The 23,660-nt window shown below is 54.9% G+C and carries 20 protein-coding genes; 6 read left to right on the plus strand and 14 right to left on the minus strand.

Annotation, left to right across the window (positions count from 1 at the left end; translation table 11 throughout):
* Nucleotides 1–117 precede the first annotated feature (117 nt).
* From DC28_RS11045 to DC28_RS11060, 4 genes are all read right to left on the minus strand, one after another.
* The gene (locus tag DC28_RS11045; protein ID WP_037548602.1) at nt 118–828 is read right to left on the minus strand and encodes a hypothetical protein; all 711 of its coding nucleotides are present in this window, start codon (nt 826–828) and stop codon (nt 118–120) included.
* Nucleotides 829–832: 4 nt separating this feature from the next.
* On the minus strand, nt 833–1,549 hold the full coding sequence (locus DC28_RS15705) for a GIN domain-containing protein (RefSeq protein ID WP_162180229.1): 717 nt from the start codon (nt 1,547–1,549) through the stop codon (nt 833–835).
* Between the two features lie 84 nt (nt 1,550–1,633).
* Nucleotides 1,634–2,428, minus strand: a complete 795-nt coding sequence (locus DC28_RS11055) for a type III pantothenate kinase (protein ID WP_037548604.1) — start codon at nt 2,426–2,428, stop codon at nt 1,634–1,636.
* Nucleotides 2,429–2,447: 19 nt separating this feature from the next.
* Nucleotides 2,448–3,566, minus strand: coding sequence for a metallophosphoesterase (locus DC28_RS11060; protein WP_052078794.1), 1,119 nt, complete (start codon nt 3,564–3,566; stop codon nt 2,448–2,450).
* A gap of 133 nt (nt 3,567–3,699) precedes the next feature.
* Here DC28_RS11060 and DC28_RS11065 point away from each other — a divergent pair, with 133 nt between their 5' ends.
* From DC28_RS11065 to DC28_RS11075, 3 genes are read left to right on the plus strand one after another with little or no spacing between them, the layout of a single operon-like run.
* Nucleotides 3,700–5,529, plus strand: a complete 1,830-nt coding sequence (locus tag DC28_RS11065) for a hypothetical protein (RefSeq protein ID WP_037548606.1) — start codon at nt 3,700–3,702, stop codon at nt 5,527–5,529.
* Between the two features lies 1 nt (nt 5,530).
* Complete coding sequence (locus tag DC28_RS11070; protein ID WP_037548608.1) at nt 5,531–6,811, plus strand: FAD-dependent oxidoreductase; 1,281 nt, start codon at nt 5,531–5,533, stop codon at nt 6,809–6,811.
* Nucleotides 6,801–7,409: a 2'-5' RNA ligase family protein gene (locus DC28_RS11075; RefSeq protein WP_037548610.1), complete on the plus strand. Its 609-nt coding sequence runs from the start codon at nt 6,801–6,803 to the stop codon at nt 7,407–7,409. Before DC28_RS11070 ends, DC28_RS11075 begins: the two co-directional genes overlap by 11 nt.
* Before the next feature lie 189 nt (nt 7,410–7,598).
* Here DC28_RS11075 and DC28_RS11080 read toward each other — a convergent pair whose 3' ends face one another.
* The 6 genes from DC28_RS11080 to DC28_RS11105 form a co-directional block, all read right to left on the minus strand.
* Entirely contained in the window at nt 7,599–9,260 is a 1,662-nt protein-coding gene (locus DC28_RS11080) for a MinD/ParA family ATP-binding protein (RefSeq protein ID WP_162180230.1), read from the minus strand.
* A gap of 28 nt (nt 9,261–9,288) precedes the next feature.
* Nucleotides 9,289–11,106, minus strand: a complete 1,818-nt coding sequence (locus DC28_RS11085) for an ABC transporter ATP-binding protein (protein ID WP_037548615.1) — start codon at nt 11,104–11,106, stop codon at nt 9,289–9,291.
* Nucleotides 11,107–11,109: 3 nt separating this feature from the next.
* On the minus strand, nt 11,110–12,894 hold the full coding sequence (locus DC28_RS11090; protein ID WP_037548617.1) for an ABC transporter ATP-binding protein: 1,785 nt from the start codon (nt 12,892–12,894) through the stop codon (nt 11,110–11,112).
* A 572-nt stretch (nt 12,895–13,466) separates the two neighbouring features.
* Complete coding sequence (locus DC28_RS11095) at nt 13,467–14,156, minus strand: HAD family hydrolase (protein ID WP_037548777.1); 690 nt, start codon at nt 14,154–14,156, stop codon at nt 13,467–13,469.
* Between the two features lie 8 nt (nt 14,157–14,164).
* Nucleotides 14,165–15,748, minus strand: coding sequence for a putative bifunctional diguanylate cyclase/phosphodiesterase (locus DC28_RS11100; RefSeq protein ID WP_052078796.1), 1,584 nt, complete (start codon nt 15,746–15,748; stop codon nt 14,165–14,167).
* A 255-nt stretch (nt 15,749–16,003) separates the two neighbouring features.
* Entirely contained in the window at nt 16,004–16,681 is a 678-nt protein-coding gene (locus DC28_RS11105) for a TrmH family RNA methyltransferase (protein ID WP_037548619.1), read from the minus strand.
* A 46-nt stretch (nt 16,682–16,727) separates the two neighbouring features.
* Here DC28_RS11105 and rlmD point away from each other — a divergent pair, with 46 nt between their 5' ends.
* Entirely contained in the window at nt 16,728–18,221 is a 1,494-nt protein-coding gene (rlmD, locus tag DC28_RS11110) for a 23S rRNA (uracil(1939)-C(5))-methyltransferase RlmD (RefSeq protein ID WP_052078797.1), read from the plus strand.
* Here rlmD and DC28_RS11115 read toward each other — a convergent pair.
* The 4 genes from DC28_RS11115 to DC28_RS11130 form a co-directional block, all read right to left on the minus strand.
* Nucleotides 18,190–18,519, minus strand: coding sequence for a FeoC-like transcriptional regulator (locus DC28_RS11115; RefSeq protein WP_037548621.1), 330 nt, complete (start codon nt 18,517–18,519; stop codon nt 18,190–18,192). The genes rlmD and DC28_RS11115 overlap by 32 nt on opposite strands.
* Complete coding sequence (gene feoB, locus DC28_RS11120) at nt 18,516–21,068, minus strand: ferrous iron transport protein B (protein ID WP_052078798.1); 2,553 nt, start codon at nt 21,066–21,068, stop codon at nt 18,516–18,518. The genes DC28_RS11115 and feoB overlap by 4 nt, the downstream gene beginning before the upstream one ends.
* Before the next feature lie 6 nt (nt 21,069–21,074).
* Nucleotides 21,075–21,365, minus strand: coding sequence for a FeoA family protein (locus tag DC28_RS11125; protein WP_052078799.1), 291 nt, complete (start codon nt 21,363–21,365; stop codon nt 21,075–21,077).
* A gap of 93 nt (nt 21,366–21,458) precedes the next feature.
* Entirely contained in the window at nt 21,459–22,448 is a 990-nt protein-coding gene (locus tag DC28_RS11130) for a YhdH/YhfP family quinone oxidoreductase (RefSeq protein ID WP_037548623.1), read from the minus strand.
* 30 nt (nt 22,449–22,478) lie between these two features.
* Between DC28_RS11130 and DC28_RS11135 the strand changes: the two genes are divergently transcribed.
* Entirely contained in the window at nt 22,479–23,282 is an 804-nt protein-coding gene (locus tag DC28_RS11135) for an AzlC family ABC transporter permease (RefSeq protein WP_037548625.1), read from the plus strand.
* Nucleotides 23,279–23,587: an AzlD domain-containing protein gene (locus DC28_RS11140; protein WP_037548626.1), complete on the plus strand. Its 309-nt coding sequence runs from the start codon at nt 23,279–23,281 to the stop codon at nt 23,585–23,587. Before DC28_RS11135 ends, DC28_RS11140 begins: the two co-directional genes overlap by 4 nt.
* The last annotated feature ends 73 nt before the right edge of the window (nt 23,588–23,660 follow it).

Genomic DNA, 23,660 nt, shown 5'->3' on the forward strand with positions numbered 1-23,660 from the left:
GCCTGGGTATCCATCCCGGGGACCCGCAGCTGCCCCACCCCGGGGTGAGCCCAGGATGGAGCCGCTATACCCGGCTGCCGCCCCTGGCTTCACCTACCAGTCCTCTACCCAACGGGGTTACTCATCGCGCTGGGCATCATGCACATCCTCGGGAAGAGGATCATCAGCATTCTCAATCGTTATGTGGACAGCCTCCTCCACATCCTCGGCGATATCAGGGTTCTCGTGGGTTTCCTTGGCCTTCCCCCCAGACGTTGATTGCCCGGACTTCGGCTCCTCATTGCCCCGGTTTTCATCATCGTCTCTTGAATCTTCCCCGGGTCTCCGGGGATTATTCAGGCCTGCAAAGAAGTTACCCACCTGCTCCAACCCGTCGCGGATCACCTTCTCGGCATTCCGGCCGAGATCATCAAAACTGGAACCAGTGGTACGCTCAAAACCATCCCGGAGATCTTCGGCAGCCTCTTCAACCCCCTCATTCACCGTCTTCCTTCCAGCAGCTACATCAGCCACATTCCTGAATCCCTTGAAAACCTCGGAAATCAGGTCATCCTTGCCCTGGGCAATCCGCAGCTGTTCACGGTATAAACTTGCCAACCCGGGATATTCCTTAAACACGTAGCTGAGAATCGACCGCAGGTAAATTACCCGTTCCCGATTCTGCCTGGGTTGAACCGACAAGTCCTCAACAATAGCAGTAACTACCAGGCCGATAGCTGCTGACCGTTCTGCCCGTTCCACATCAAGCTCCCGGATATATTGATACGCTCCGAGATAGTTTTTCTGGTGAATTAAATCCTTCACAAAATCCTGTTGCTCGTTATTCACGGTATTATTCCCTCCTGGGATTCACTGATCCCAATCCGCTGATCGTTACCAACTGTTGCGCCACATCTCCCAGGTATTCGATGCTTCCCAAACCCGAAAGACTTCCGGAAAGGGAACCGCCCTGCATATTCAGCACAACGCTTCCCGCCCCATCCAGATTAACCTTGGCGTCAACAGCGGGCAGCTTACTCAAATCAATGGAACCGGCACCCTCGGACAACACTGAAATCCGCTGGTATCCCGGCCCTGAGCCGGTAATACTGGCTGCACCATCTACCACAATAGTCAACTCCTCGCCGGTGAGTCCCGTTAGGGTGGTGGAATTAGCTCCGTCCAGGGAAAGGTAGCTGAGATTTGGCAGGGTGATTTCAATGCGAGCAAATCCGTCGTTGCCTCCGAACAACCCGGTATCCCCGGATATACGCAATCCCCTGCCGTTCTCCTCTACCCTAATAGATTCTGGATTATTGTTTCCGGTGATCCTAACCTGGGGGGGCTCACCCAAGGTTACTCTGAGGTCTCCTATAAAATCCATCTCTATCCGGTCGATTACCGGGGAGATCGAGATGTCCCGAATAACCGGTCCGGCGGAAGATACGTACTCCCGGGAGGACTGACTCTTGGATGATCCCCATGGAAAAATCAGCAACGCCCCGGCCACAAGGGCCAGGGTCAACAAAACCCCGACAATCGCCATAGTATGGTACTTTGTAAATTTCATACTCACCTCTTCCCGCTCATGATGCACCGAGTATAGCTCGGCCCCGGGGGATCTTCCATACAGGAGATATCCCCTCCAAAACATTCACCGTCGTTCATACAGTATCCGCAGTCCGTCCAGGGTTAACCAGGGATCGGTTTCAGAAAAACACGTGACCATGGGGGCAATAATCCTGGAAAGCCCCCCCGTGGCTATCACTGTGACTGATCCGGGATCCGGCAATTCACGGCACATCCGTTCCACCACTGCTTCTACCAGTCCCGCCCAACCGTACATAATCCCGGATTGGATCGACTGAACCGTATTTGTTCCAATAGCCTTGGGCGGAGTCCTAAGCTGCACATGGGGTAACTGGGCTGTACTGCTCCCCAGGGCTGCAACCCCTGAACGAAGACCCGGAGCTATACTCACCCCTCTGAGAACCGGCCGTAGAAATCCCCCTGTATCCCTGCGTGCCTCCACCGCTGTGAAGGTTAACGCAGTCCCGAAATCAACCACCACGCAGGAATGGTTATACTTCTCCCATCCAGCGACGGCATTCGCAAATAAATCCGGTCCGATTTCCCGGGGATTATCAATGGCAATCTCCATGGCTTCGTTGGAAACAGGTTGTACCAGATAGGACTGGGTACCGGTAAGTTCCTCGATAGCAGCCCGGAAGGGTTCGGTCAGCTCAGGAACCACCGAACTTATCACCGACCCGGTAATACCCCGGGGATCAATACCCTGATGTTCCATTAGTACCCACAACATGGCCAGGTATTCATCTCCGGTCTTCGAGCTGTCCGAACTGAGCCGCCAATGGGCGTTCCAGGCATTGTTCCGGTACACCCCCAGGGCGATATTCGAGTTTCCGATGTCAATACAGAGAATATTCATGGTAGATATGGTACTTCCTTTAGTCCCGGGAGAGCAAGTCTGAAAAATCCTCAAAGTTGCCGAGGTTTCCCGCCATCTCCGGTCCCCCGAGAAGTTGGATCCGGGAAAAGATATAGTCCAAGGAATCCCTCTTTATTTCGATATAGTAATAATTACTAGATCCCAGGGGGTGCGCCGGTATCGTTTCATAGGTCAGGTACCGTTTACTCCGTCCACGGTCGAACCAGTGCTTCAAGACTATCTCACCCGATTCAATTTCCAAGCAGGTAATGCCCCGCTTCCCGATGGTGGTACCCGAGTTAAACATGCATGGCACCACGAGATTCGCATTGTAGAGGCTACGGCGGGTAGCAAGCTCATCCTCGCTTTCAATAATTTGAGTGAGATCCTTCTTCAAATCCTCTATCGCGCCCCGTATATTCTTTTTTTTGGATTCGGAAACGCTGGGGTACTTCCGGCACAATCGTTCTATTTCAAAACGGATGGTATCAACCTTAGACATGGATTCAAATAGGGGTCGGTGGGTGTGGCCGATAACGGACATTACCCGGCTGATAGAGGAAAACTGGTACACCCTCTTTTCCGTGGTAAACCGTTTACTGCTGGAATGACTCACCGAGTAATTCTTTATCCCCAGAGGGGTTGCCAGGTGCCGGAGAATAAAGGTAAGAATTTCGTTTTCTTTCTGGAACCGCCGGATGGTCTGGTGGCCGTGAAAGATAAAAATGGTATTCCCCTTCCAGGAAAAGCGCAATGCATCATATACGGGGAAGGGATAATCTCTGATTCCCGGAAGAATACTGTCATGATTTCCGATGAGTTTTAGTAATCTTCCCTCACCATGAAAACTCCGAAGAAGGTCGTAAAACTCCGGCCACGCCTGTTGGATATCCGTTAGTGAAAAGCGCTGAAGTTCTTCGATATCGCCGTTGAGGATGAGGGTGTAACCCTGTTCGAAGTAGTCCTCCAGGCTACGGATCACTAGGGCTGAGTTCGGCTTGAAATCATCAGACTTTCCGCCGTTCCCCAGGTGTAGATCCGAAAAGATAACGTACTTAGTCTTGGGGCTGAGAGCCTTCTCGGAAGTCTCATGATACAATCGCTGCAGGTTTAAGAAACTTTCTTTGTGTACCTTCATACTTACATTCTAATAATACAATGGTTAGAATTCAGTAAGGATACCGTAAGTTTCATCCCCCGGCCCCGATTACCGCCTTTGAAAGATGTATTAAGTGTATGATATAGTAAGGTATACAAAAGGGAGGAACGGTATGGCAGGCCAGCCTGCATTTATCCACTACGATTCCAAAGAACGAGAAATTTTCCTCTCCCAGGTGGGTAATTTTACCCCTGCCGAACGGGAGATTTTTCATAAACTATGCCGAATGTGGGAACCGGAAATAAGCTATAACCGGTTCTCTGCGGCAATTTTCAGTAATTCTGCCAATGCTAAATCCGATTTGGCCAAGCTTCTGGATAAACTGAAGGCCGAGCGTCATGGGCTTATTACCACAGTCATGCAAAACGGAGAGCGGATACCTCAGGGTATCGTTGTCTGCGAACAGGGAGAGCTTATCTTCTACGTCAAGCTGGTAGAAGAGCTGATGACGGATGTCCAGGAAACCCCGACCTCGCCACTGCCCTCCCAGGAACGGTTGGCGGAGCTGGGATTTCCCCCCCCGGGAGAATACCTGGTGGATACGACCTTCGAGGAGCTGGCTCTGCGGTACAGCGCCAAGGCCGTACAAGGACCCGGCATACTCCGGATTACACTGCCCGGGGGCGGGGCCTACCTGGTGAGTGAGGGCCAGGTCAAACGGTTTGTAACCCTCGCCATAGCCCAGGCACAGGGCTTTTTTCAGAGTCCAAGTCTACTAGCCGCCATGGCAGCCCTAAAAAACGCCAGCCTCATGGATATGAAGCGCCAGTTAAACGGCAGGGTACCGGATTTCTGGCTGGATACAGCCGAGCGGATGTTGAAGCACCGGAAACAGCTCGAAACTCACCGCAAAGTCACCATTCCCCAGGGATTCTTCTCCCTGATGGCCTTCATTGCCGGTTTTATTACCCAACAGGTTGAGCAGGCTAAAAATGCCAAGAAGGCAGATCAGGAACGGCGGACAGATCTTCGCACCCTGGCAGAGCACGTTAAGGAACATCCCGGCTTCGCCATGCCGGATAAGGATTTCGCGGAAAAGATTATGTCCTTTAAGGAAAAATATGGGGACGATTACTCTGCCTTCCGGGATGAATTTGAGCAGACCTACGTAATTCCCGAATCCGGGAAAAACCTGCCGCCCGTTCTGCACGTAGAAGGGCACTACATCCACAGTGTCAACCTCCACACCTTCTTCCTGTCCCGGATAAACCGCCTGAGTCCCGAGCTCATGAAAATCTATATTTCCCTGATGACAGCATACATAAAACGAGGCGGTAAACTTGATGAGCCCCTGTTTACCAGTCCGGAATCCTTCGAGAACGATATCGCAGAGAAGGTGCGGATTGAGGACTCCCTACTCTACCAACTACTGCAAAAACCCCAAACCGTAGCAGAGGCAATCATCATCGCCTCAAAACAATCCTCCCGGGTTCGCTCTGTGGAGGATATGAAGCTCATCCTGGCAAGCTTCTTTTATCCCGACAAAATTAAGTTCAAGGAACTCGCCCTCATATTCGCTCTGGATGTCCGAGAAATCTATCAACACGCCTTTCTCCGTCTCTCCATCCTCAGGCAAATAGTCACCAGACTTACGGGAAAACACGAAAGCTTCCAACGCCAGTTCTCAGAACATGTCCAAAAGCTGTACGGCAATATCGCCCGCCAGGGTGGATCGGTGGAGTCGGCAGAGAAACGATTGGGAGATGCCGGCGGCGCTCCGGACGACCCGGAAATGATACCTTCTCGGCCGGAGCGTACAGCGGAATCCCAGGGTTCCTCAGGACGACACCAACGGACCTCTCGTGGTTCATCAAAACCCCAAAAAGCGGCAAGCAAATCAGCAACCGGAGCCAAGGCTGAAATAAAAAAGATACCGAAGCATTATTCACGAACCGAACAGGATTCAGCCTGGAAACAATTTTCTAAGGTGGTAAAAAAATAGTATGGCCGATGTATCCTTTGCCATTGTTGGGAGTGGTATCCACGGGGTGTTCTCGGCTCTCTCCCTCATTGCTTCCGGGGAGTATGTTCGGGAAGACTTGGCCATCATTGATCCACACCCGAACCTGCTTCACCAATGGACCCAGGCGGCAGCCGCTACAGGAATGCACTTTCTCCGTTCCAGCAGCTCCCATTCCATCGCCCCTAATTTTCACAGCCTCAGATCCTTTGCCCGGGACTACTGGCATACCCAGATATGCATCACCGAGGACGAATACGCCCACATTCCGGGAGCCGAGGCAGAAGCCCGCGCCGCCTTCCTGATGCCATACAACAGGCCCTCGGTATCCTTATTCAATGCACACGCGAAGGCGCTCATAGACCGTCACAGCCTTGAACGAAGCCATATCCGAGGTACCCTCGTCCGCCTTCATCCGGCCTCCCCTGCCTCTCCCCCTCCCTGGACCCTTTTGGTCCATGATGCACAGGGGCAACCCAGGCACATCACCGCCGACCAGGTTATTCTGGCCACGGGTATCAGCAGCCATCCAGTCCTTCCTCCCTGGCATGACCGCCTCACGGCGCAATCCTTCCACGTGTTAGCACCTCCGCGCCAGGGGATCCCTTCCCGTAAAAACCGCCATGTCACTGTTTTGGGTGGCGGGCTCAGCGCCGGCCAAGCCGCCATTGATGCCCTTGAGGAAGGCGCCTCCTCGGTTTGCCTCATGAGTCCCCATCCCCTGGAGGTACAGCGCTTCGACTTTAACCCCTGCTATGTGGGTCCCAAATGCGCCGACAGCTTTTCCCAAGCCACGGAAAATAGCACCCGGGTAACAGAGGCCCGGCGCAGCCGCTACCCCGGTACCATGACCAGGGAAATAGCCAAGCGTCTTGAGGTTTTAGCTGAAGAAAAGGGCATAACCCTAGAAACCGAGTCCATTCATAACGCCGAAGGATCAACCCTGTATGGAGCACGTAAAAACTACCCGGTGGATCTGCTGCTTTACGCCACAGGATACCAAAGCGGCAGCGGAGGCGACATTATTAACACCCTCGCCGTGGACTTACAGGCTCCGATATCTCCCGGCGGGTACCCCCAGCTCAGCCCGAACCTTGAATGGCAACCACGGCTCTTTGTTATCGGGGCTGCCGCGTTAGGCCGTGTAGGACCCGGTGCGCCGAATCTCATCGGTGCCCACCTTGCAGCCCGGCGGATCTTACCAGCCCTGGGAATTCCCTTCGCCTGGAGAACAGGGGGAAGGAGAGCTTTTGATGAAAACTAGCCGCCTATTTTTTGCCTGGGAGATTCAAATGCCACCGGGTAGGAACATACACCTGATTTCCAGCGCCCTCTCGGACCTCACGGAAGGGCAAGACCCGCTATTTCGCCCCGTAATGCCCCGAAACTACCATGTCACCGCTATTTTTCTGGGGAATCAACCCGATGAACTCATCCCCTACCTGAGCAAATGCCTTATGGAGTTCAAACCCCAATATACCGAACCGCTCCTTGTCCCGGTACGCGGCATCGGCGGTATGCCCAGCCTCCAAAAGCCGAACAGCTTTCACATCAGTCTAGAGGACCCGGGCAAGCGCCTCGAATCCCAGAAGGCAGCCTTGGAACACCGTCTGTTAACCATGAAACCCGACCCGGCACTTCAGTGGTCCCCGGAAAACCGGCCATTCCGTCCCCACCTCACCCTGGGGTATAAACGGAAGCACACCGATTACGCCGAGCTCGCTGAGGTTCTCACCCTTTTCGGAGTGTCCTGGCAGGCTCTGGTGCCTGAACTCCGGAAGGGTCTGAGCCTAGCCCCGGTCCCCCGTCTTTTTAAGAGCACTCTCCTGCCCGAGGGGCCCCGATACCAAACCCTTGCATAATCCCGGATTGGGCACCCCCTGTTCCGAGCCGAATTTCGGTGGAACATGCTGCAAAGGACACCAGATATAGGGGAGCAACCTATAAGCCCACCCATGGGTGGTGTCGCCGGGGTGCAATGGTACAAGCTTTGCGCACTAAATAGTACTTACGCACCACCAAAAACCGGCTTAGCCTGCAACCAGTTAGGCCTATGGCCGTCCGGCCGAGCCTATTTCCTCCAGCAGCAGCTTGGTCGCCCGGGTAATCTCTCTGGCAGCCGGACTATCCTGGAGCCCCACGACCACTCCCAATCCGCTGTGAAAGAGATCAGTCACAACACGGTGCACCAGTTTTGCGTAGGCCTGGCGGTTATATCCCCCGCCATCAGATGCCCGGTCATCCGTTGGGTAGGTAAAGAGGAACTGCTCCAACCCCTGACTCTCGGCAATTCGCACAAGCTGTTTTTCTGCTATAGGAAAAAGCTGTTTAACCACTTCCACAATTCTGGACCGGAATGAGGTATTCCCATCCAGGACTCCTCTGATTTGGGAATACCTGTCCCGTACTGCGCCCTCAGGTCCGGGTCGCCGGGGGACTGCCCCGCGGACGATCCTGAGCAATGCGGGATGATCCAGTAGTTTCAGGAGGCTATAATAAAAGAGCAAAAGCCCTCCGGTGTTGCGTACCAGGGGATTCTCCCCGAGGATGGAGGACTGCTTTAGCTCCTTTAACAGGACTATCAGCCGGTACTCGAAGGACTGGCGGATTCCCCGGAGCTGGGTGGGCGCCGAACAATCGTAGTACCGATACAACACCTCCCGTGCCTGATATGCCCCGGTTCTGCCAGGCTGGGAACCAACCAGATTCAGATATTCGGTCAGAGCATCAGCGACCCGGGGCTCTTCCCAGATGCTGCTGTAGCCAAGGACATCTTCCAGATAGGATCGAAGTTCCTCCTTACCCGGTCGAGAACCCAGGGCAATGAGTCCGTACCGTAAAAGCCTTCTAAAGGCAAGGGGCAGGGCATCCAAGGCATTAATGGAACAATCCTTGCCGGCCTCGGGGGTTAGCTGTTCAGTCAACAGGGTGAGAGCACCCTCACATCGGTAGAGTAATTGCAGGGTAAAATCAGGTTCGGTGAGCAAGAGGTTAAGAGCCTGATCCGGAGGGATCCATGCATCCTGGGTTATGCCACCGGGTATTTCTGCGGGGAGCTGAAGCTCCGGCGGAACGAACCTATTGTAGTTTCCAACAACGTCCCGGGCATTAAACGCTGGATCCCCATGAGGCTCGAAGCGGTTATGCCAGAACCGGAAACGGACATGAGGATTCACCTCCAATGCAGCCTTCATATATCCACCGGCGCTCACATGACTGGTGGGTTCCGGGTTCAGAACGATAATCAGCTCCTGGATGTAGGGCAACAGGTACAGGTTTTCCTGATTATGAATTCCCGCAGGAAGGTCAAGAATCAACACATCATAGTCATCAAGCAACCGGGGCCACAGCACCTGGAAAACCAAATTTCTCAGCTGCTTCACCTCCATCTCTTTCAACTTGGCCCGGGGAAAGAGGATATGAAGATTCCGGGAAAATACCACCCGGTAATCCTCCAGATTATTGGAAGAATACCCCTGAGGAAGGGCGTCAATCCTGCTCTTCGGGATATCCAGAACAATACCAGTATTCGAAAGGGGGTCCATATCTAAAAGCCCTACCCGCAGTCCGGATGAGGCTGCAGATAGGGCAATATTTACACTGACGGTGGACTTACCGACCCCACCCTTCCCGGATCCGACAGCCACCAGAGATCCTGGTGATTTTGACGTTCCGCCGGATGGGGAGGGTGTTTTACGCTGGAGCACTTTCATGGTGCCACCATAGCCTTTTTCGCCCATTTTAGGAAAGAAGAACCCGCTCTTTCTCTTCAATAAATTGATTGCGGTACAACCGGTGGTATATACCCTCGGCGGCCATCAGCTCCCGGTGGGTTCCGTCCTCCATAATCCGCCCCTTGTCGATCACAAGAATTCTGTCAGCATCCACAATGGTTGAAAGCCGGTGGGCAATAACAAAACTCGTCCTATGACTGAGAACCTTCTGAATAGCCTGCTGAATCAGCAGTTCGGTCTCAGTATCGATGGAGCTGGTAGCTTCATCGAGAATAAGCAATGCAGGATCAGCCAGGACCGCTCGGGCGAAGCTGATGAGCTGTTTCTGTCCCGTGGACAATAAACCGCCTTCCTCGCCGACCGGAGTATCATACCCCTTGGGAAGCTGGACAATAAACTCATGAGCCATGGCGGTTTTAGCCGCTTCTTCAATCTCCTGGTCCGTCGCATCCAGCCGCCCGTACCGTATGTTATCCCGAATACTCCCGCTAAAAAGCTGGGGACTCTGCAGTACATAACCCAGGTTCCCGTGAAGGCAGGCCTGTCCATATTCATGGTAGTCCCGGCCGTCGATCAGAATCCGACCGGAGCTGGGTTCAAAGAACCGGCATACAAGATTCACTATGGTGCTTTTCCCCGAACCGGTTGCCCCGACGAGGGCGATGGTCTGTCCGGACTCAACCCGAAGATTGAAGTGTTCTAACACCTGTTCGCCCTTCTCATAGGTAAAACTGACATCCTTGAACTCGATCTCTCCCCGAAGCTTGGGCCAGGCCTGGTATTTTGGGGTGATTGTATCGCCGTAGCGCTGGATGATTTCCTGGCTGTCGGTTATCTTCGCCTCGGTCTCCAGCAGGTTAAATACCCGCTCTCCTGCAGCCCGGGCGGACTGCAGCTCGCTGAACACCCTCGCCAACTCCCGTAAGGGATCGAAAAACTGGGCTGTGTAGGAGAGAAAGGCCGCCAATGTCCCGAAGGTGATTATCTCCATATTCACCCGGATACCACCGTTCCACAGGGCTAAGGCGGTACCGATAGCCCCGAACACCACCACCACCGGCTGATACAGGCTTGAAAACAGAGCGCTTTTTACACTCATGAAGTCCATACGCCGGGTATAGTGGGCAAATTCATCACAGGCATCCTGCTCGCGGCTCAGACTCTTTGTGGTTGCCGCCCCCATGAGTCCCTCGTTATAGCTGGCGGTGAGCCTGCTGTTGGTACGCCGGACCAGACGCTGGGAGCGTAGGATTTTTGTCTGAAAAAACCGGCTGATCCATACCAAGAGGGGAACAACCGACAGGGTCACCAGGGCAAGCTGCCAGTTCAGAACCAGCATAATCACCACAATCCCGGTGATGGTAGTGAAACCCCAAACAATATCTACGAAGCCCCAGCTAATGGTCTGACCGATCTTCTGGATATCACTGGTTAGCCGGCTCATGAGCCAGCCGCCAGGGGTCTTATTAAAGTAATTCAGTTCCAGATCCTGGAGATGCCGGAAACTCCGGTTTCGAAGATCGTGCATAATTGCCATCTCCAAGTATCCAGCGAGCATGATCAGCGCCAGGACGTTTATTCCCTGCCACAATACCACAGCCAAAAAGCCGATAATAAATCCTTCTAGGCCTTGGATGGTTCCCGGTACGATAAACCGGTCCACCGCTTGTTGTGTCCAGAGGGCGAAGGTAGCATCGATACCTCCGACCATGATCATCACCAACCCCAGGGCCGCCGTTTGCAGGCGGTATGGCCTGAGGAAGGGAAGCAGCCTTCGAACGAAGGGCTGCTTGGTTTGTTTTCTCTTTTTTCGTCTGCCTTCCATAGTTTACACCTCTATTCCTTGGTTCTGGAGAGCATGAAGTCTTGAGAACAAGCCGTCATGCTCCAGAAGCTGTGCAGGACTGCCCTGCTCCACAAGCCGTCCGTTCTCCATGACCAAGACCAGATCGGCCTTCATCAGGGTCGACAACCGATGACTGATAAGCATCACCGTCCGGTCGGAGGCGCGTTTACGGATCGCCTCCTGTACAGCCCGGTCGGTTTCGGTATCCAGAGCTGATAGGCTATCGTCGAATATGAGAATCGGCGCCTGGGCCACCAGAGCCCTGGCAATAGCCACCCGCTGTTTTTGTCCACCCGAAAGGGTTACCCCGCGCTCACCCACCGGGGTATCATATCCCGCCTCGAAATCCACGATGGACTGGTGGATGGAAGCATCTCGGGCAGCCTCAAAGATCTCAACCTCGCTGATATTCCGAGCTCCAACCCCGATATTCCTCTTAATGGTTTTGGCATAGAGAAAGGGCTCTTGGAGCACCAGACTCACCTGGCGTCGTAACCATGCCTTGTCAAAATCCTGGAGTGGCACCCCATCTATACTGATACTTCCCTGGGTAGGGGCGTAAAACCCCGCGATCAAACCCACCAGGCTCGTTTTTCCTGAGCCGGTATGTCCCAGGATTCCCACCGTCTGACCGGACTCTATGGTGAAATTCAGATCCTGTAATACGGGGCTTCCCGGTTCATACTCAAGGCTTACCCCCTTGAACTCAATGGCTCCCGTCAGTTTCTGGCGAATTCCCTGGGGATTCATGGACTCAGGCTCCTGGTCTAGAATTTCCTGAATACGCTCCATGGCAACAAAGGCCTTCCCCATGTCCACCAAAACACGCCCCATCTGCCGCACCGGCCATAAAATCATCCAGACCGACGAAACAAATAAGATGAGGGTTCCAATGGTGACCGTCCCCTGGACGGCCCAGAGGGTTCCCACACAGATAACAGCCAAGACCTGGGTCAAACTCATAATGTCCGTACTGGCCCAGAAGGCTGCGAACCACTGGATAAGCCGCATCGTTACCCGGCGGTAGTCCTCATTTAATGCCCTGAAGCGGCCGTATTCGTACCCCTCCCGACCAAAGGCCCGTACAACCCGGATGCCGGTAAGATGTTCCTGAACCATGCTGGTCAGAGCAGCCTCAGCCTCATCGCTGCGACGAAAAGAACTCTGAATCTTTCCGAAGAACAGGATACTGGCCACCGTCGCCAGGGGAATAATGGGCATGGCTACCCAGGCTAACTCCACATGCACCTGGAAGGTCACCACCAAACTGACGGTAACGAGAAATATGGCATTTCCCACCTGTACCAGCTGCAGGGCCAAAAACTTCCGCACCGTATCCACATCGCTGGTACACCTCTGCAGCAGATCACCCTTTTCACTCCGGGCATGGTATGCGAAGGGCAGATACTGTAGGTGATGGTAGAGGCGATTCCTGAGGTCCCGGGCGGAACCCTCGCTGGCCTTAGCAGCCAGGTACCCCGATAGGAATACGAATATACCCTGAACCAGCGCGGAGGAAACCAGCAAAATTCCGGGTATCCACAACCGCTGTGAGAGGACCTCCCGTCCGCCTAGGGCGGTAAAAAGCCAGATAATCTCCCGCCGCCCGGAGAATGCTTCCGTGCCAATCACCGAGTCGATGGTTGCCCGGAGAATGAGGGGGCTGTAGTAGGCGAAAATCGCCCCGAATCCCATGAATAAGATGGCTACACCGTACATGAGCCGGTATCCCTTCATCATGTTCCAAATTTTTTGTAGGTTGTTCATAACAATTCTCTTTTGTCTTCCATTGCTGATTCCATTCAGCAAGCTTCACGAATACCATTTGAAGGATGCTCTACCCGGGCTTCCCCGGATACCCGGGGACACAGGTTCTGCAGGTACGGCATTATTCCTGGTTACCGGGTGCAGGGCCCATGCACAGCCGGGTTGAATGTATTGAATCCAATACATAGCCCGGAACGGTAGCCAAACCGAACCTGAGTCTGGATAGTGAGACGGCGAAACTGTGTAATAGGTGGATGCGATTACCCAGTCTCCAAGATCTGGAGCCGGGCTGATGAACCTCTAGGGTTTCATCAAGAGAAGGTGTCCCCTTGGAACGTCCGCATCATGCCCGTATACGCAGCGTGCCGCGTTCACATCACCAACACTCATACCGATGTAACTAATTGCTAACTGCGCACTCTTCAACATGAATGACGCTCCTTTCTTAATATATAGGGTGCTAAATGGTATACCGCAGAGATTCACTTTATCAATAGGTTTTAACAACTTTTTTGTGGATACCTGCGGTTTTTTTTAAGAAAAGACCATAAAAATGATCCCGCTCGTGGGTGTTAGGCCTCGGAAATGTAGGGAATTAGGGCATCCGGGCGGGGAAGTACCGCAAGACACCGGTCCCGAACCCAGGATTCCACGGGTCCAAGATCGGGTACGTGAATCACCCCGAGACCAGCAGCCTGGGCAGCGAGAAGCCCGCTTTGGGAATCCTCCAAGCCCAGGGCGTCTCCGGGAGACACCCCCAGCCTGCGGCACAGGGTCAGGTATATTTCAGGATCTGGTTTATTATGCCGCACCTGATCCCCTGTGACGATCCGGGCGAAAAATCCGGATAACCCGGAGGATTCAAGCTTTGCGGCAGCATAGGGATTTTGGGTTGAGGTTGCCACCCCCAGGGTGATTCCACGGCTCTGAGCCCAGTCCAAGAGGGTTTGGACACCCGGTTTAACGGGTACCCCCCGGGAAGCGTAATAGGTTTTGGTATAATCAAACCGAAGGTCCAAAACCCGGTCATAGGGGTAATCCGGACCCAGGATCGATAGGAATAGTTCTTTAGTCTGCTGATCGCTGCGGCCAATGGCCTTGACCATGAGCTCCCGGGGTATGGGATGCCCCAGATCCTCGGCAGCCTTAGACCATTGCTCCAGGGCGAGGGCCTCGCTGTCGATGAGTAGCCCGTCCATGTCGAAACACATAGCTTGGGGCGCATTCAACGGTTTGGAAGGGAACCGATACTGGGGAGCCATTGTCCGGGTCAAACCTGGGGATCCGGTATCGGCGAGGCGGTTTCAGAATCCTCCGGAGGGCGGGATCCGGCCTGGTCGCTCTGCTGTTCCAGGTAAACAAGGAAATCCTCCGCAGGCATCGGTCGGGCAAAAAAGTAGCCTTGAAAGATCCGTACACCCTCGTTATAGAGGAACTCAGCCTGTTCCTTGGTTTCCACCCCCTCGGCGATGGCGTCAAATCCCAGTTCCTTGGCCATAGCAATAATGGTCCGGACGATAGCCTGACTTTTTGCATCATCGGTAACCTTTTTAATAAAGGATTGATCGATTTTCAGGTGCCCGACGGGCATCCGGTGTACGTAGGAGAGGCTGGAATAGCCGGTGCCGAAGTCATCCACAGCAAATCGGATTCCCTTGTTATGGAGTTTCTGCATGAGACTGATAATCCGCATGGGTTCTTCAATCAATGTGCTCTCGGTTATCTCTAACCAGAGTTTGTCCGGCGGAAAACTATGGTTATCCAGGATGCGCCGGATATTCTCCACGACATCCTCTGTTCTGAACTGCCGGGGAGAGAGATTTATAGAAACACCCCCCAGGGGGAGTTCCTGGGCAAACCACTGATCCAGGTGACGGGCCACGGTATACAGCACCCAATTTCCGATGGGAATGATCAGGCCGGTTTCTTCCGCCAGGGGGATGAACATTCCGGGACTAACTAATCCCAACCGGGGATGATGCCACCGGATCAGCGCTTCGGCAAATACCCTTTGCACGACGAACTCGGTACCCTCCTTGAGCACTGAGACAATAGGCTGATAGTACATATCAAATTGCTTATCCATCTCCTTAATGGCCTGGTGCTCCAGGGCCTTGATAATGGAATTCTGCAGATCCATGCGCTCTACAACCTGGTCCCTCATGCCCTCGTGGTAAATTCCGATCCCGGTGTCCTGATCCAAGGCATGTTGGAGGGCGATATCCGCATTCTGTAAGAGGTAGCTTTTGCTGTAGCCGTGATCGGGAAAAAGACTTATTCCCACGGTACAGCCGATATGTACATTGTATCCCGTAAAAATATGCGGTTGGTGAATCTCCCGGCGTAATGCCCGGGCAATTTTTTCGATGGTCTTGGTATTGTAGCTGCCCTCTACGAGAATGAGGAACTCACTCTCCCGGGTATGAAATACGTAGCGATCCCGAAACATGGTCCGCATTCGCTCACCGAGCTGGTACAGAATCCACTCACTCATCTGGGGTTTTAGAGTCCGCTGGACGGTATCGTAGTTTTTATCTAGGCGCACCAACAGGAAGGCACCGGAACGCTGGGGTTTTTCCGGGCTCTGATTACCGAAGAAATGGGCAATCTCCTTGTCCATCCGCAGATGGTTCGGCAGGCCCGTTTTGGGATTGATTTCCATGCGGCTGCGTAGTTCATTACTGCGCCGGGTCTGTTCATCAATAACCTGCAAAAGCTCCTGGGTCCGGGTAAGAAGCCCCCGCTTGTCTGCCCGAAGTTGTTTGATCTCTTCCAGCAGATCCATAACTACCTGGCGAATATCCTCTTGTCCGTCCAGCTTATGCATTAGCTGGGAGATGCTCAGCAAACCCATTAATAGTCCTATCCAACGTTCTTACTTTTGCTCTGATCACAAAATCCTGTCCTATCAGACCAGCCTAGGTTCCGGGCAAGGTCCATCGACACCCACCAGATGCAAAATCCGCCAATATTTTACTTGCATTTTCCAAGCTTTGGCGCACTATGTTGCTATTAGAGTCTCTTACCACAGCAAAGAAATCACTCTTCCCATTAGTGTACCCAGGATTATGGAATTTGTATACCGCGAAGAAAGTCCCGCGGCTTGTTTTTACTGTTCTTTAAAAGATGCTTCAATAACCTCCCATTTTTTTATACTTCGTCGAAGCCAGGCATGGAGAATCTCCGCCCGTTGGTGCTCGTCCAGCTTCCACGGAAGGGAGGACTGCCGTAGTCTGGTCGTAACATCGTATAAACAAAGAGCTGCACTCACCGAAATATTAAAGCTTTCAACAAATCCATACATGGGTATCCGGAGTGATTGGTCTGCGAGTTCAAATGCTGTTTCACTCAGCCCGGTAAGCTCGGTACCGAAAACCAGGGCAACCGGCCCGTCTTCCAGGGGCAGCTGGGAAAGCTCCAAGGCATCCCGGGAGGGAGCGGTAGCAATAATCCGGTATCCCTGTTTCTTTAGGCTCAGAAGGGCATCACGGGTATTGCCGTTGCCATCCGGCTCCGGGTTTCCATGATACCGCTGGAGGTTAAGCCATTGGCTTGTGCCCAGTTCCACATCAGGGTTAACCCGGTACCGGTTTCGATTCTCAATGATATGGACGTCCTGGACACCGAAGGCGTCACAGCTTCTCAGAACAGCCGAGGCGTTGTGGGGTTGGAATATATCCTCTAATACGACGGTAATGTATCGGCTACGATGTTCTAAAACGTCGAGCATGGTCTGCCAGCGTTGGGGTGTGACGAAGCCTGAAAGGTATTCTAACAGTGGATTCATGGTTGGGAGTGTACCAGATGAGGGCCAGGTATGGTAGCATAGCCCCATGAGAAAAAAGATTCGCAGCTATGAAAATTGCAGGGTAATCGACATCAGCCCCGGGGGAAATTCCCTATGCACCGTTCCTTCCCAGGATGCGGAGGGTAATCCCCGAGAAAAATTCGTGGAATTGGATTCACGCCAGGCGGTACCCGGGGATGTGGTTCACATTAATCTGGGAAGGAGAAAAAAAAAGGGGTTCGCCCAGGGGCAGGTGACCGACCTGGTTCAAAGCGCGGACTACCGTATCCCCGCCCCATGCCCCCACTTCGGAACCTGCGGGGGATGCCGATGGCAGCATGTACCCTATCCGATTCAGCTCGAATGGAAACACACCATGGTAGTCCAGGCCCTAACCCGCCATCTTCCTTCTTCGGGGATTCAGATTCCCGAGGTAAACCCTACTCTGCCCAGCCCGTCGGTGTGGGAGTACCGCAATAAAATGGAATACAGCTTCTCATCCCGGCGTTGGTTGGATAACCAGGAGCTTGAAGGCCCCGGGGAAGACCATACCAAAACGGACCCCCGAGCCCTGGGCTTCTTTGTTCCCGGTTATCCCGGAAGGGTCACCGACATCCGGGAATGCCATCTTCAAACGACCGAAGCCAGTGCCATCCGGAACTGGGTACGGGATTGGGCTTACCAGCATCACCTGTCCTTCTACGATCATAAAACCCATCAGGGCTACCTGAGAACCCTGGTGATTCGCAATAACAGTCAGGGCCAGTTTCTCGTAATCTTGATTACCGGGGACCACCGTCCGAACCTGGAGCAGGACTTCGTGGATCGACTCACCGCGGAGTTTCCCCGTATTCGGTCGATATACGGTATTACCAATAGTAAACTCAATGATTCCTACGCGGATTTAGAGATGCGCAACCTCTGGGGGGAGGAGTGGATTCGTGAAACCCTGGGAGATCTTGATTTCCACATTGGACCGGGCAGCTTCTTTCAAACAAATATCCCCCAGACCCCCCGGCTCTATGACCTCGCATTGCGGTATGCGGCTCCAGACCCAGCCGGTGATCTGGTATACGATTTATATACAGGCACCGGAACCATCGCGGCCTACCTCGCCGGTTCTGCCCGGGAGGTGATCGGCCTCGAGTATGTCGAGGAAGCTGTTACCGCTGCCCGGCGGAGTTGCACTGAAAACGGTATTACCAACGCAGGGTTCTATGCAGGGGATATGAAGGATCTGCTTACCCGGGAGTTTTTTGATACCCACGGGTGGCCGGATATTGTAGTGACCGATCCTCCCCGGGCAGGAATGCATCCCCAGGTTGTTCAACGCCTTCGGGATGCGAAACCGAAACGGATCGTATACGTGAGCTGCAATCCCGAAAGCCTCGGCCGGGATGCAGCACTGTTGACCCAGCCATTGCCCCAGGGCGGCCGGTACTCTATCGACGAAATTCAGCCAGTGGACATGGCCCCCCACACTCCTCACATAGAAACGGTAGTCCGATTCAGCTACACGAGTAGTCCCGAGACCGAATAACCCGGTATACAACCCCAGCCTCTCGGGAGAATGGTGTCTGCCGGGAGGTAGGGGTGGAGCTACAGCACCCCGCATGGCATCCCTGGGAGTTGTCGGGCAGACCGGTAACCCCCTCCACCCGGCCCATACGTATGAGTTGATCCAACCCGGCCTGGGCCAAGGCCCTGGATAGGCCGCAGTCCACCATGATCTGACGAAAGCAGGCCTCTCCGTGCCGGGTGAGATAGGCCCGGATGACCGCCAGGGGCCGGGATTGAGGGTCCGGACCCTGGGGTAAAGGCGGAACCCGGGTACTCACGAACCGATCCCCTGGGGACGGAATCCGGAGGAGGAGCGTCCGGCAAGCCAAAACAGCACCACCATGCCCGCCATGAGACCCAGGCTCGTTAGAATCCACCCTACATCTCCCCCCTCAAAAACCTGATAAAACAGCACCGCCACCGCCCAGGCCAGTACCAGAAGGTAGCCCCCGAGCCCCAATCCACGCAGCCGACCCATCTCCCGGATCGCAGCACCCATGGCTGCCAAGCAGGGCGTATAGATCAGCACAAAGAGCAGATAGGCGTAGCCGCTTGCCGGGGTAAACATGCGGGCAAGGCGGCCGGTGGTAATCTTGGTCTGTTCATCCTCCCGGGGCTGGCTCAGGGCGGAGAAGCCCAGGGGATCCAGCAAAGCCTCCAGGATGCCGGCAAGATTTATGGGTATACTCACGACAGCCTCCAGAAGGCGGTCACCCAGGGAATGCCCGGTATCAAAGGGCGCCTGGGGACTTGCCCCGCTCCGTCCGTCTGTGGCGGAATCCTGGGCATAGAGACTGTTCAGGGTGCCGACGATGGCTTCCTTCGCAAACACCCCGGTGAATAGTCCGACCGTGGCAGGCCAATTCTCGGACTCGATACCCATGGGTGCAAAGACGGGGGTAATGGCCCTGCTGGTTACACTGAGCAGTGAATCCTCACTGTCCTGGTTGCCGAAGCTCATCCCCCCGGGCCCCACCGCCAGGGAGTTCAGCAGGGACAGCACCGCTACTGCCAGGGCGATCACCGATCCCGCCCGGATGACGAATGATTTAACCCGGTCCAGGCTATTCCCCACCACGTATCCCAACCGGGGAGCATGGTAGGGCGGAAGCTCCATGACAAAGTGGGAACTAGCCCCCCGAAACAGGGTATGTTTGAGAAGGATTCCCGTAAGGACCGCGAGGATTATGCCAACCAGGTAGATAGAAAAGACCACCGATCCCGAGGAGCGGGGGAATAATGCAGCAACGAAGAGGGCGTACACGGGAAGCCGGGCGCCGCAGGACATAAAGGGGGTCATGAAAATGGTTGTGTACCGGTCCTTGGTGGATTCTAGGGTACGGGTACCCATTATTCCCGGAACCGTACACCCGAATCCCACGATCATCGGGATGAAGGCCTTTCCGGGCAGCCCCAGGAACTGCATAAATCGATCCATCACGAAGGCCGCCCGGGCCATGTACCCCGAGTCTTCCAAGATTGACAGCATGAAAAACATAAAAAAGATAATGGGAATAAAGGTTCCAACGGTCTGCAATCCGCTTCCGATACCGTTGGCGAGGATTTCCGTGAGCCACTGGGGACTTCCTATGCTCCAAAGCAGCTGTCCCAGGCCCTCTACCAGGAGTGCCCCCAGGGCCAGATCAAAAAAATCAATGAAGGCGCTGCCCAGGGTGATGGTGACCCAAAATACCAGGTACATAACCCCCATGAAGATGGGGATGCCCCAAAGGCGGTGCATAACAATCCGGTCTATCCGGTCGGTGAGGCTTTCCCGGGTCGAGGTGCGGTTAATGGTTTCTCGGGTTAACCCCTCGATTATGCGGTACTTCTCGTCGGCGGAGAGGATATCCGCTTCCTCTCCCATGGTTGCTTCCAAGGATCTCCGGGCCTCAACCATGGCATCCACCTCCCGGGGGGTGTAGCCGTGGTTCAGGAGCCGTCTCTGGATCCATTCGGCGTTTTCAAGAAATTGCAGGGCCGTCCACCGCGGCAGATCCGGGGACGGTACTCCGGGAAATGCCCCAGCCAGACGCCTGGGTCTCGGACCAGGGCGTCGGGGATGACCCGGGGCAGCCTGGGCCGGGGAATCTCCGGTGTGAACTCCGCTCCCCGCTGTGAGTGGGGTAAACCCCTGGATCCAGTCCTCTAAGGCCGGGCTGTACACCGGCGAAGCCTTCGGGTCGGGCACGGTTAGGGGCTCGGTAACAACCCGGCTCAGCCGGCGGATATGGGTCTTATTCGTACCCTGAACTGGAATGACCGGTACGCCGAGGCGGGCTGACAAACCCCGGGCATCGATGGTGATGCCACGCTCCTGGCTAATATCGATCATATTGAGGACGACAATCAGGGGTACGCCCAGCTCAATGAGCTGGAGGGTTAGGTAGAGATTCCGCTCCAGGTTGCTCGCGTCCAGGATGTTAATGATACCGTCGGGCTGTTCCTCCACCAGGTAGTTTCGGGCTACCCGCTCATCCTCGGTATGGGCGGTGAGACTGTAGATTCCCGGCAGATCTACCAGGGTGATTTGCATCTCGGTGTGCCCGGTTAGTTTGTCCGACTGCGGCCTCCGGGTATGGCCCATATCCAGGACCTCCCCCTGGCCGATAAAGGGCTCGGCTAAGAAAAATCCGGGTTCTGCCATGCGCAGCACACCCTCTTTTTTTTCCACCGTTACACCGGGCCAGTTCCCGATCCGGTGCTTACCCCCTGTCAGGGCGTTGAAAATAGTGGTTTTTCCGCAGTTGGGGTTCCCTACCAGGGCAAGGGTGGTAGTGCCACTCCTGTCTGATGGTCCGGTATGGTTCGATTCACGTCTTCTCATGGAATTCTACTCTTCGGATAGGTGGGAATGGTAGGCTTCTGGCTTCTCAGGGTGATTGGTCGCTGCTGCCTTCTCAAGGATCAAAATGGCCGCCTCCGCCTTCCGGAGGGAAAGACGGAACCCCCGGGATTCAATTTCCACGGGATCACCCAAGGGGGCCAGTTTACGGACCCGTAGGATGGTTCCGCGGGTCAGCCCCATGGATAGCAGTTTCTGGCGGTATGCGGGTTCTCCCGGATGGTACCCCCGGATAATCGCCTGATCGCCGGGGTGCAGTTCTGACAATGTACAGACCATGGTTACGCCTCGCTTACCGCCAGAGAGTAGCATGGTTGGGGCTGAACATGCAATAAATTGCTGCCCTTCGCGCCGGCCCGAAGAATATGTACCCTAGGATAGGTTCACCACAAATCGGCCCCGGTGGGAGGATGCCTCCAGGGCATTCAGACAAGAACCAACCTCTTCCAAGGGAATCTGGGTACATTGATCCAAGAGTTGGGGCAGGCTCCACTGGGTTGCCAGGTGTTCCCAGATACTACGCTTCTGCTCCAGGGGGGTGTCCGCACTGGCAATACCCCGGAGAGTGATGCCCCGGAGAATGAAGGGATACACAGTCATCTGAAGGTCACCGGAAAGGACGTTTCCGCAGGATGTAGCAGCTCCCCCGAACTTCAATGAGCGCAGCACCCGGGTAAGAGCCGAGTCCCCGAGGGTATCAACCGCTCCTGCCCACTCCTGGGGTAACAGGGGCTTGTTCCCTGAAGCATCAAATTCATCCCAAAAAAGCACCCCCTCGGCTCCCAGACTCCGCAGCCAATCAGCCCGGGATTCGTGATGGGTCAGGGCCCACGCGGAGTACCCGAGTTTCGAAAGAATCTGGACGGCTATGCTCCCTACCCCGCCGGAGGCTCCGGTCACCAGCACCGGTCCGGAATCCGGGAATACAAAGGAGTGCTGCAAGGCATGAATACATAATCCGGCGGTGAGCCCGGCTGTGCCCAGGGCCATGGCCGTCCGGGCATCCAGGCCCCCAGGCATGGGAAGAACCCATCCAGCCGGAACCCGGATGTACTGCCCGAAGCCACCGGGAGTATTCATACCCAGGTCGAATCCGCACACGATCACCTCATCCCCGGGACCAAACCCCGCCCCGGATCCCTCCACGACCTCCCCGGCAGCATCGATGCCCGGAACATGGGGATACTGCCGGGTCACCCCCCGGTTTCCCCGGGAACTGAGCATATCCTTGAAATTCAGAGAGCTTGCGTGAACCCGGATGAGCACCTCCCCGGCAGGAAGGTCTGTGGTGTCCTTGGTTACTATCTCTCCTGTGAAGGATCCGTCTGATTTCTGAGAAACCTCATAGGCTCGGTATTGCATCCCCGCCTCCTTGGCTGTAATGTAGTCTCCATGAATCAAAAGGCATTTCTCACCGGCGTCAGGCTGGGGATTCCCGTGTTCATCGGATACTTCCCCACTGCCCTCGCCTTCGGTCTGTTGGCGCGGCAGGCCGGAATGACAACAGCTGAAGCCTTTGCCTTCAGTGTAACAAACTTCGCGGGTGCAAGCCAATTCATCGCGGTGAACCTCTATCAATCAGGGGCAGCCCTGGGAGAAATCGGAATCGCAGCCCTGATGATCAACCTGCGCTACCTTCTCATGAGCGCAAGTCTGGCCCCCAAACTCAATCTGCATCGCTCCTGGATCAAACCCTTTATCGCCTACGGTATCACCGATGAGGTTTTCAGTTTGGCATCGACGTACGTCGGCACCCCGGCTGCAGATACCGGGGCAGGTCCGGCTGCCGTGGTACCCAAGGAACAAGACCAGGGAACCCCGAGGGGAACTAATCCCTCCCCCCGATCCCTAGGCAGTTCCTTTATGACCGGGCTTATCATCACCTCCTGGTCGGGCTGGGTGACTGGCACCCTGGCAGGCTCCTACTTCGGCATGTTTCTGCCCCAGGCGCTACAGGAGAGCTTTGTCATTACCCTCTATGCCCTGTTTACCGCTATCCTGGTAGACGAAAGCAAACGGAGCCTCAGAATAGTCCCGGTTGCCGCCCTGGCCGCCGGTCTCAACACTGTCCTGGTATTAGGCCTGTCCCTCAGCCAAGGGTGGGCATTCGTCATATCGATGATCATCGCTGCCGGAGCCGCAACCCTCTGGACCCCTCCGGCCCATCCACAGGAGATGCAGGAGGAAATGCCATGAGATGGGAAATACTACTGTTAATGCTGGTCACGGCCGGAGGAACCTACCTCCCCCGCGCCCTCCCCCAGATCTTTCATAGTTCCCGAACCCTTCACCCCAGACTGGTCACCTTTCTGGAGTACCTTCCCACTGCGGCCCTGGGAGCCCTGATTCTGCCCGGCACCCTCCTCGACTTCTCTCATAATCCCTGGGCGGGTATCGCAGGGCTTGGGGCAGCCGGACTGGTAGCCTGGATCCGACCTGGGCTCATACTCCCCACGGTCTGTGCGATTGCCGTGACCTACGGAGGGCTGGTTCTCTGGTAATCCGGGAAACCCGAGAAGAGTGGTTTTGCCCGGGTGTTAGGGTGATTCGAATGCCTCCCCCAGATTCATCACC

It is taken from the genome of Spirochaeta lutea, assembly GCF_000758165.1.
Lineage (GTDB): Bacteria > Spirochaetota > Spirochaetia > DSM-27196 > Salinispiraceae > Spirochaeta_D > Spirochaeta_D lutea.

What these genes read in the sequence shown, in the direction of transcription:
- DC28_RS11090 (WP_037548617.1), bottom strand. Translation starts at nt 12,894, where the DNA reads ATGAACAACCTACAAAAAATTTGGAACATGATGAAGGGATACCGGCTC.
- feoB (WP_052078798.1), bottom strand. Translation starts at nt 21,068, where the DNA reads ATGAGAAGACGTGAATCGAACCATACCGGACCATCAGACAGGAGTGGC.
- DC28_RS11070 (WP_037548608.1), top strand. Translation starts at nt 5,531, where the DNA reads ATGGCCGATGTATCCTTTGCCATTGTTGGGAGTGGTATCCACGGGGTG.
- DC28_RS11130 (WP_037548623.1), bottom strand. Translation starts at nt 22,448, where the DNA reads ATGCAATACCGAGCCTATGAGGTTTCTCAGAAATCAGACGGATCCTTC.
- DC28_RS11080 (WP_162180230.1), bottom strand. Translation starts at nt 9,260, where the DNA reads ATGAAAGTGCTCCAGCGTAAAACACCCTCCCCATCCGGCGGAACGTCA.
- DC28_RS11075 (WP_037548610.1), top strand. Translation starts at nt 6,801, where the DNA reads ATGAAAACTAGCCGCCTATTTTTTGCCTGGGAGATTCAAATGCCACCG.
- DC28_RS11140 (WP_037548626.1), top strand. Translation starts at nt 23,279, where the DNA reads ATGAGATGGGAAATACTACTGTTAATGCTGGTCACGGCCGGAGGAACC.
- DC28_RS11065 (WP_037548606.1), top strand. Translation starts at nt 3,700, where the DNA reads ATGGCAGGCCAGCCTGCATTTATCCACTACGATTCCAAAGAACGAGAA.
- DC28_RS11055 (WP_037548604.1), bottom strand. Translation starts at nt 2,428, where the DNA reads ATGAATATTCTCTGTATTGACATCGGAAACTCGAATATCGCCCTGGGG.
- DC28_RS11060 (WP_052078794.1), bottom strand. Translation starts at nt 3,566, where the DNA reads ATGAAGGTACACAAAGAAAGTTTCTTAAACCTGCAGCGATTGTATCAT.
- rlmD (WP_052078797.1), top strand. Translation starts at nt 16,728, where the DNA reads ATGAGAAAAAAGATTCGCAGCTATGAAAATTGCAGGGTAATCGACATC.
- DC28_RS11085 (WP_037548615.1), bottom strand. Translation starts at nt 11,106, where the DNA reads ATGGAAGGCAGACGAAAAAAGAGAAAACAAACCAAGCAGCCCTTCGTT.
- DC28_RS11095 (WP_037548777.1), bottom strand. Translation starts at nt 14,156, where the DNA reads ATGGCTCCCCAGTATCGGTTCCCTTCCAAACCGTTGAATGCGCCCCAA.
- DC28_RS11100 (WP_052078796.1), bottom strand. Translation starts at nt 15,748, where the DNA reads ATGGGTTTGCTGAGCATCTCCCAGCTAATGCATAAGCTGGACGGACAA.
- DC28_RS11105 (WP_037548619.1), bottom strand. Translation starts at nt 16,681, where the DNA reads ATGAATCCACTGTTAGAATACCTTTCAGGCTTCGTCACACCCCAACGC.
- DC28_RS11125 (WP_052078799.1), bottom strand. Translation starts at nt 21,365, where the DNA reads ATGGTCTGTACATTGTCAGAACTGCACCCCGGCGATCAGGCGATTATC.
- DC28_RS15705 (WP_162180229.1), bottom strand. Translation starts at nt 1,549, where the DNA reads ATGAAATTTACAAAGTACCATACTATGGCGATTGTCGGGGTTTTGTTG.
- DC28_RS11135 (WP_037548625.1), top strand. Translation starts at nt 22,479, where the DNA reads ATGAATCAAAAGGCATTTCTCACCGGCGTCAGGCTGGGGATTCCCGTG.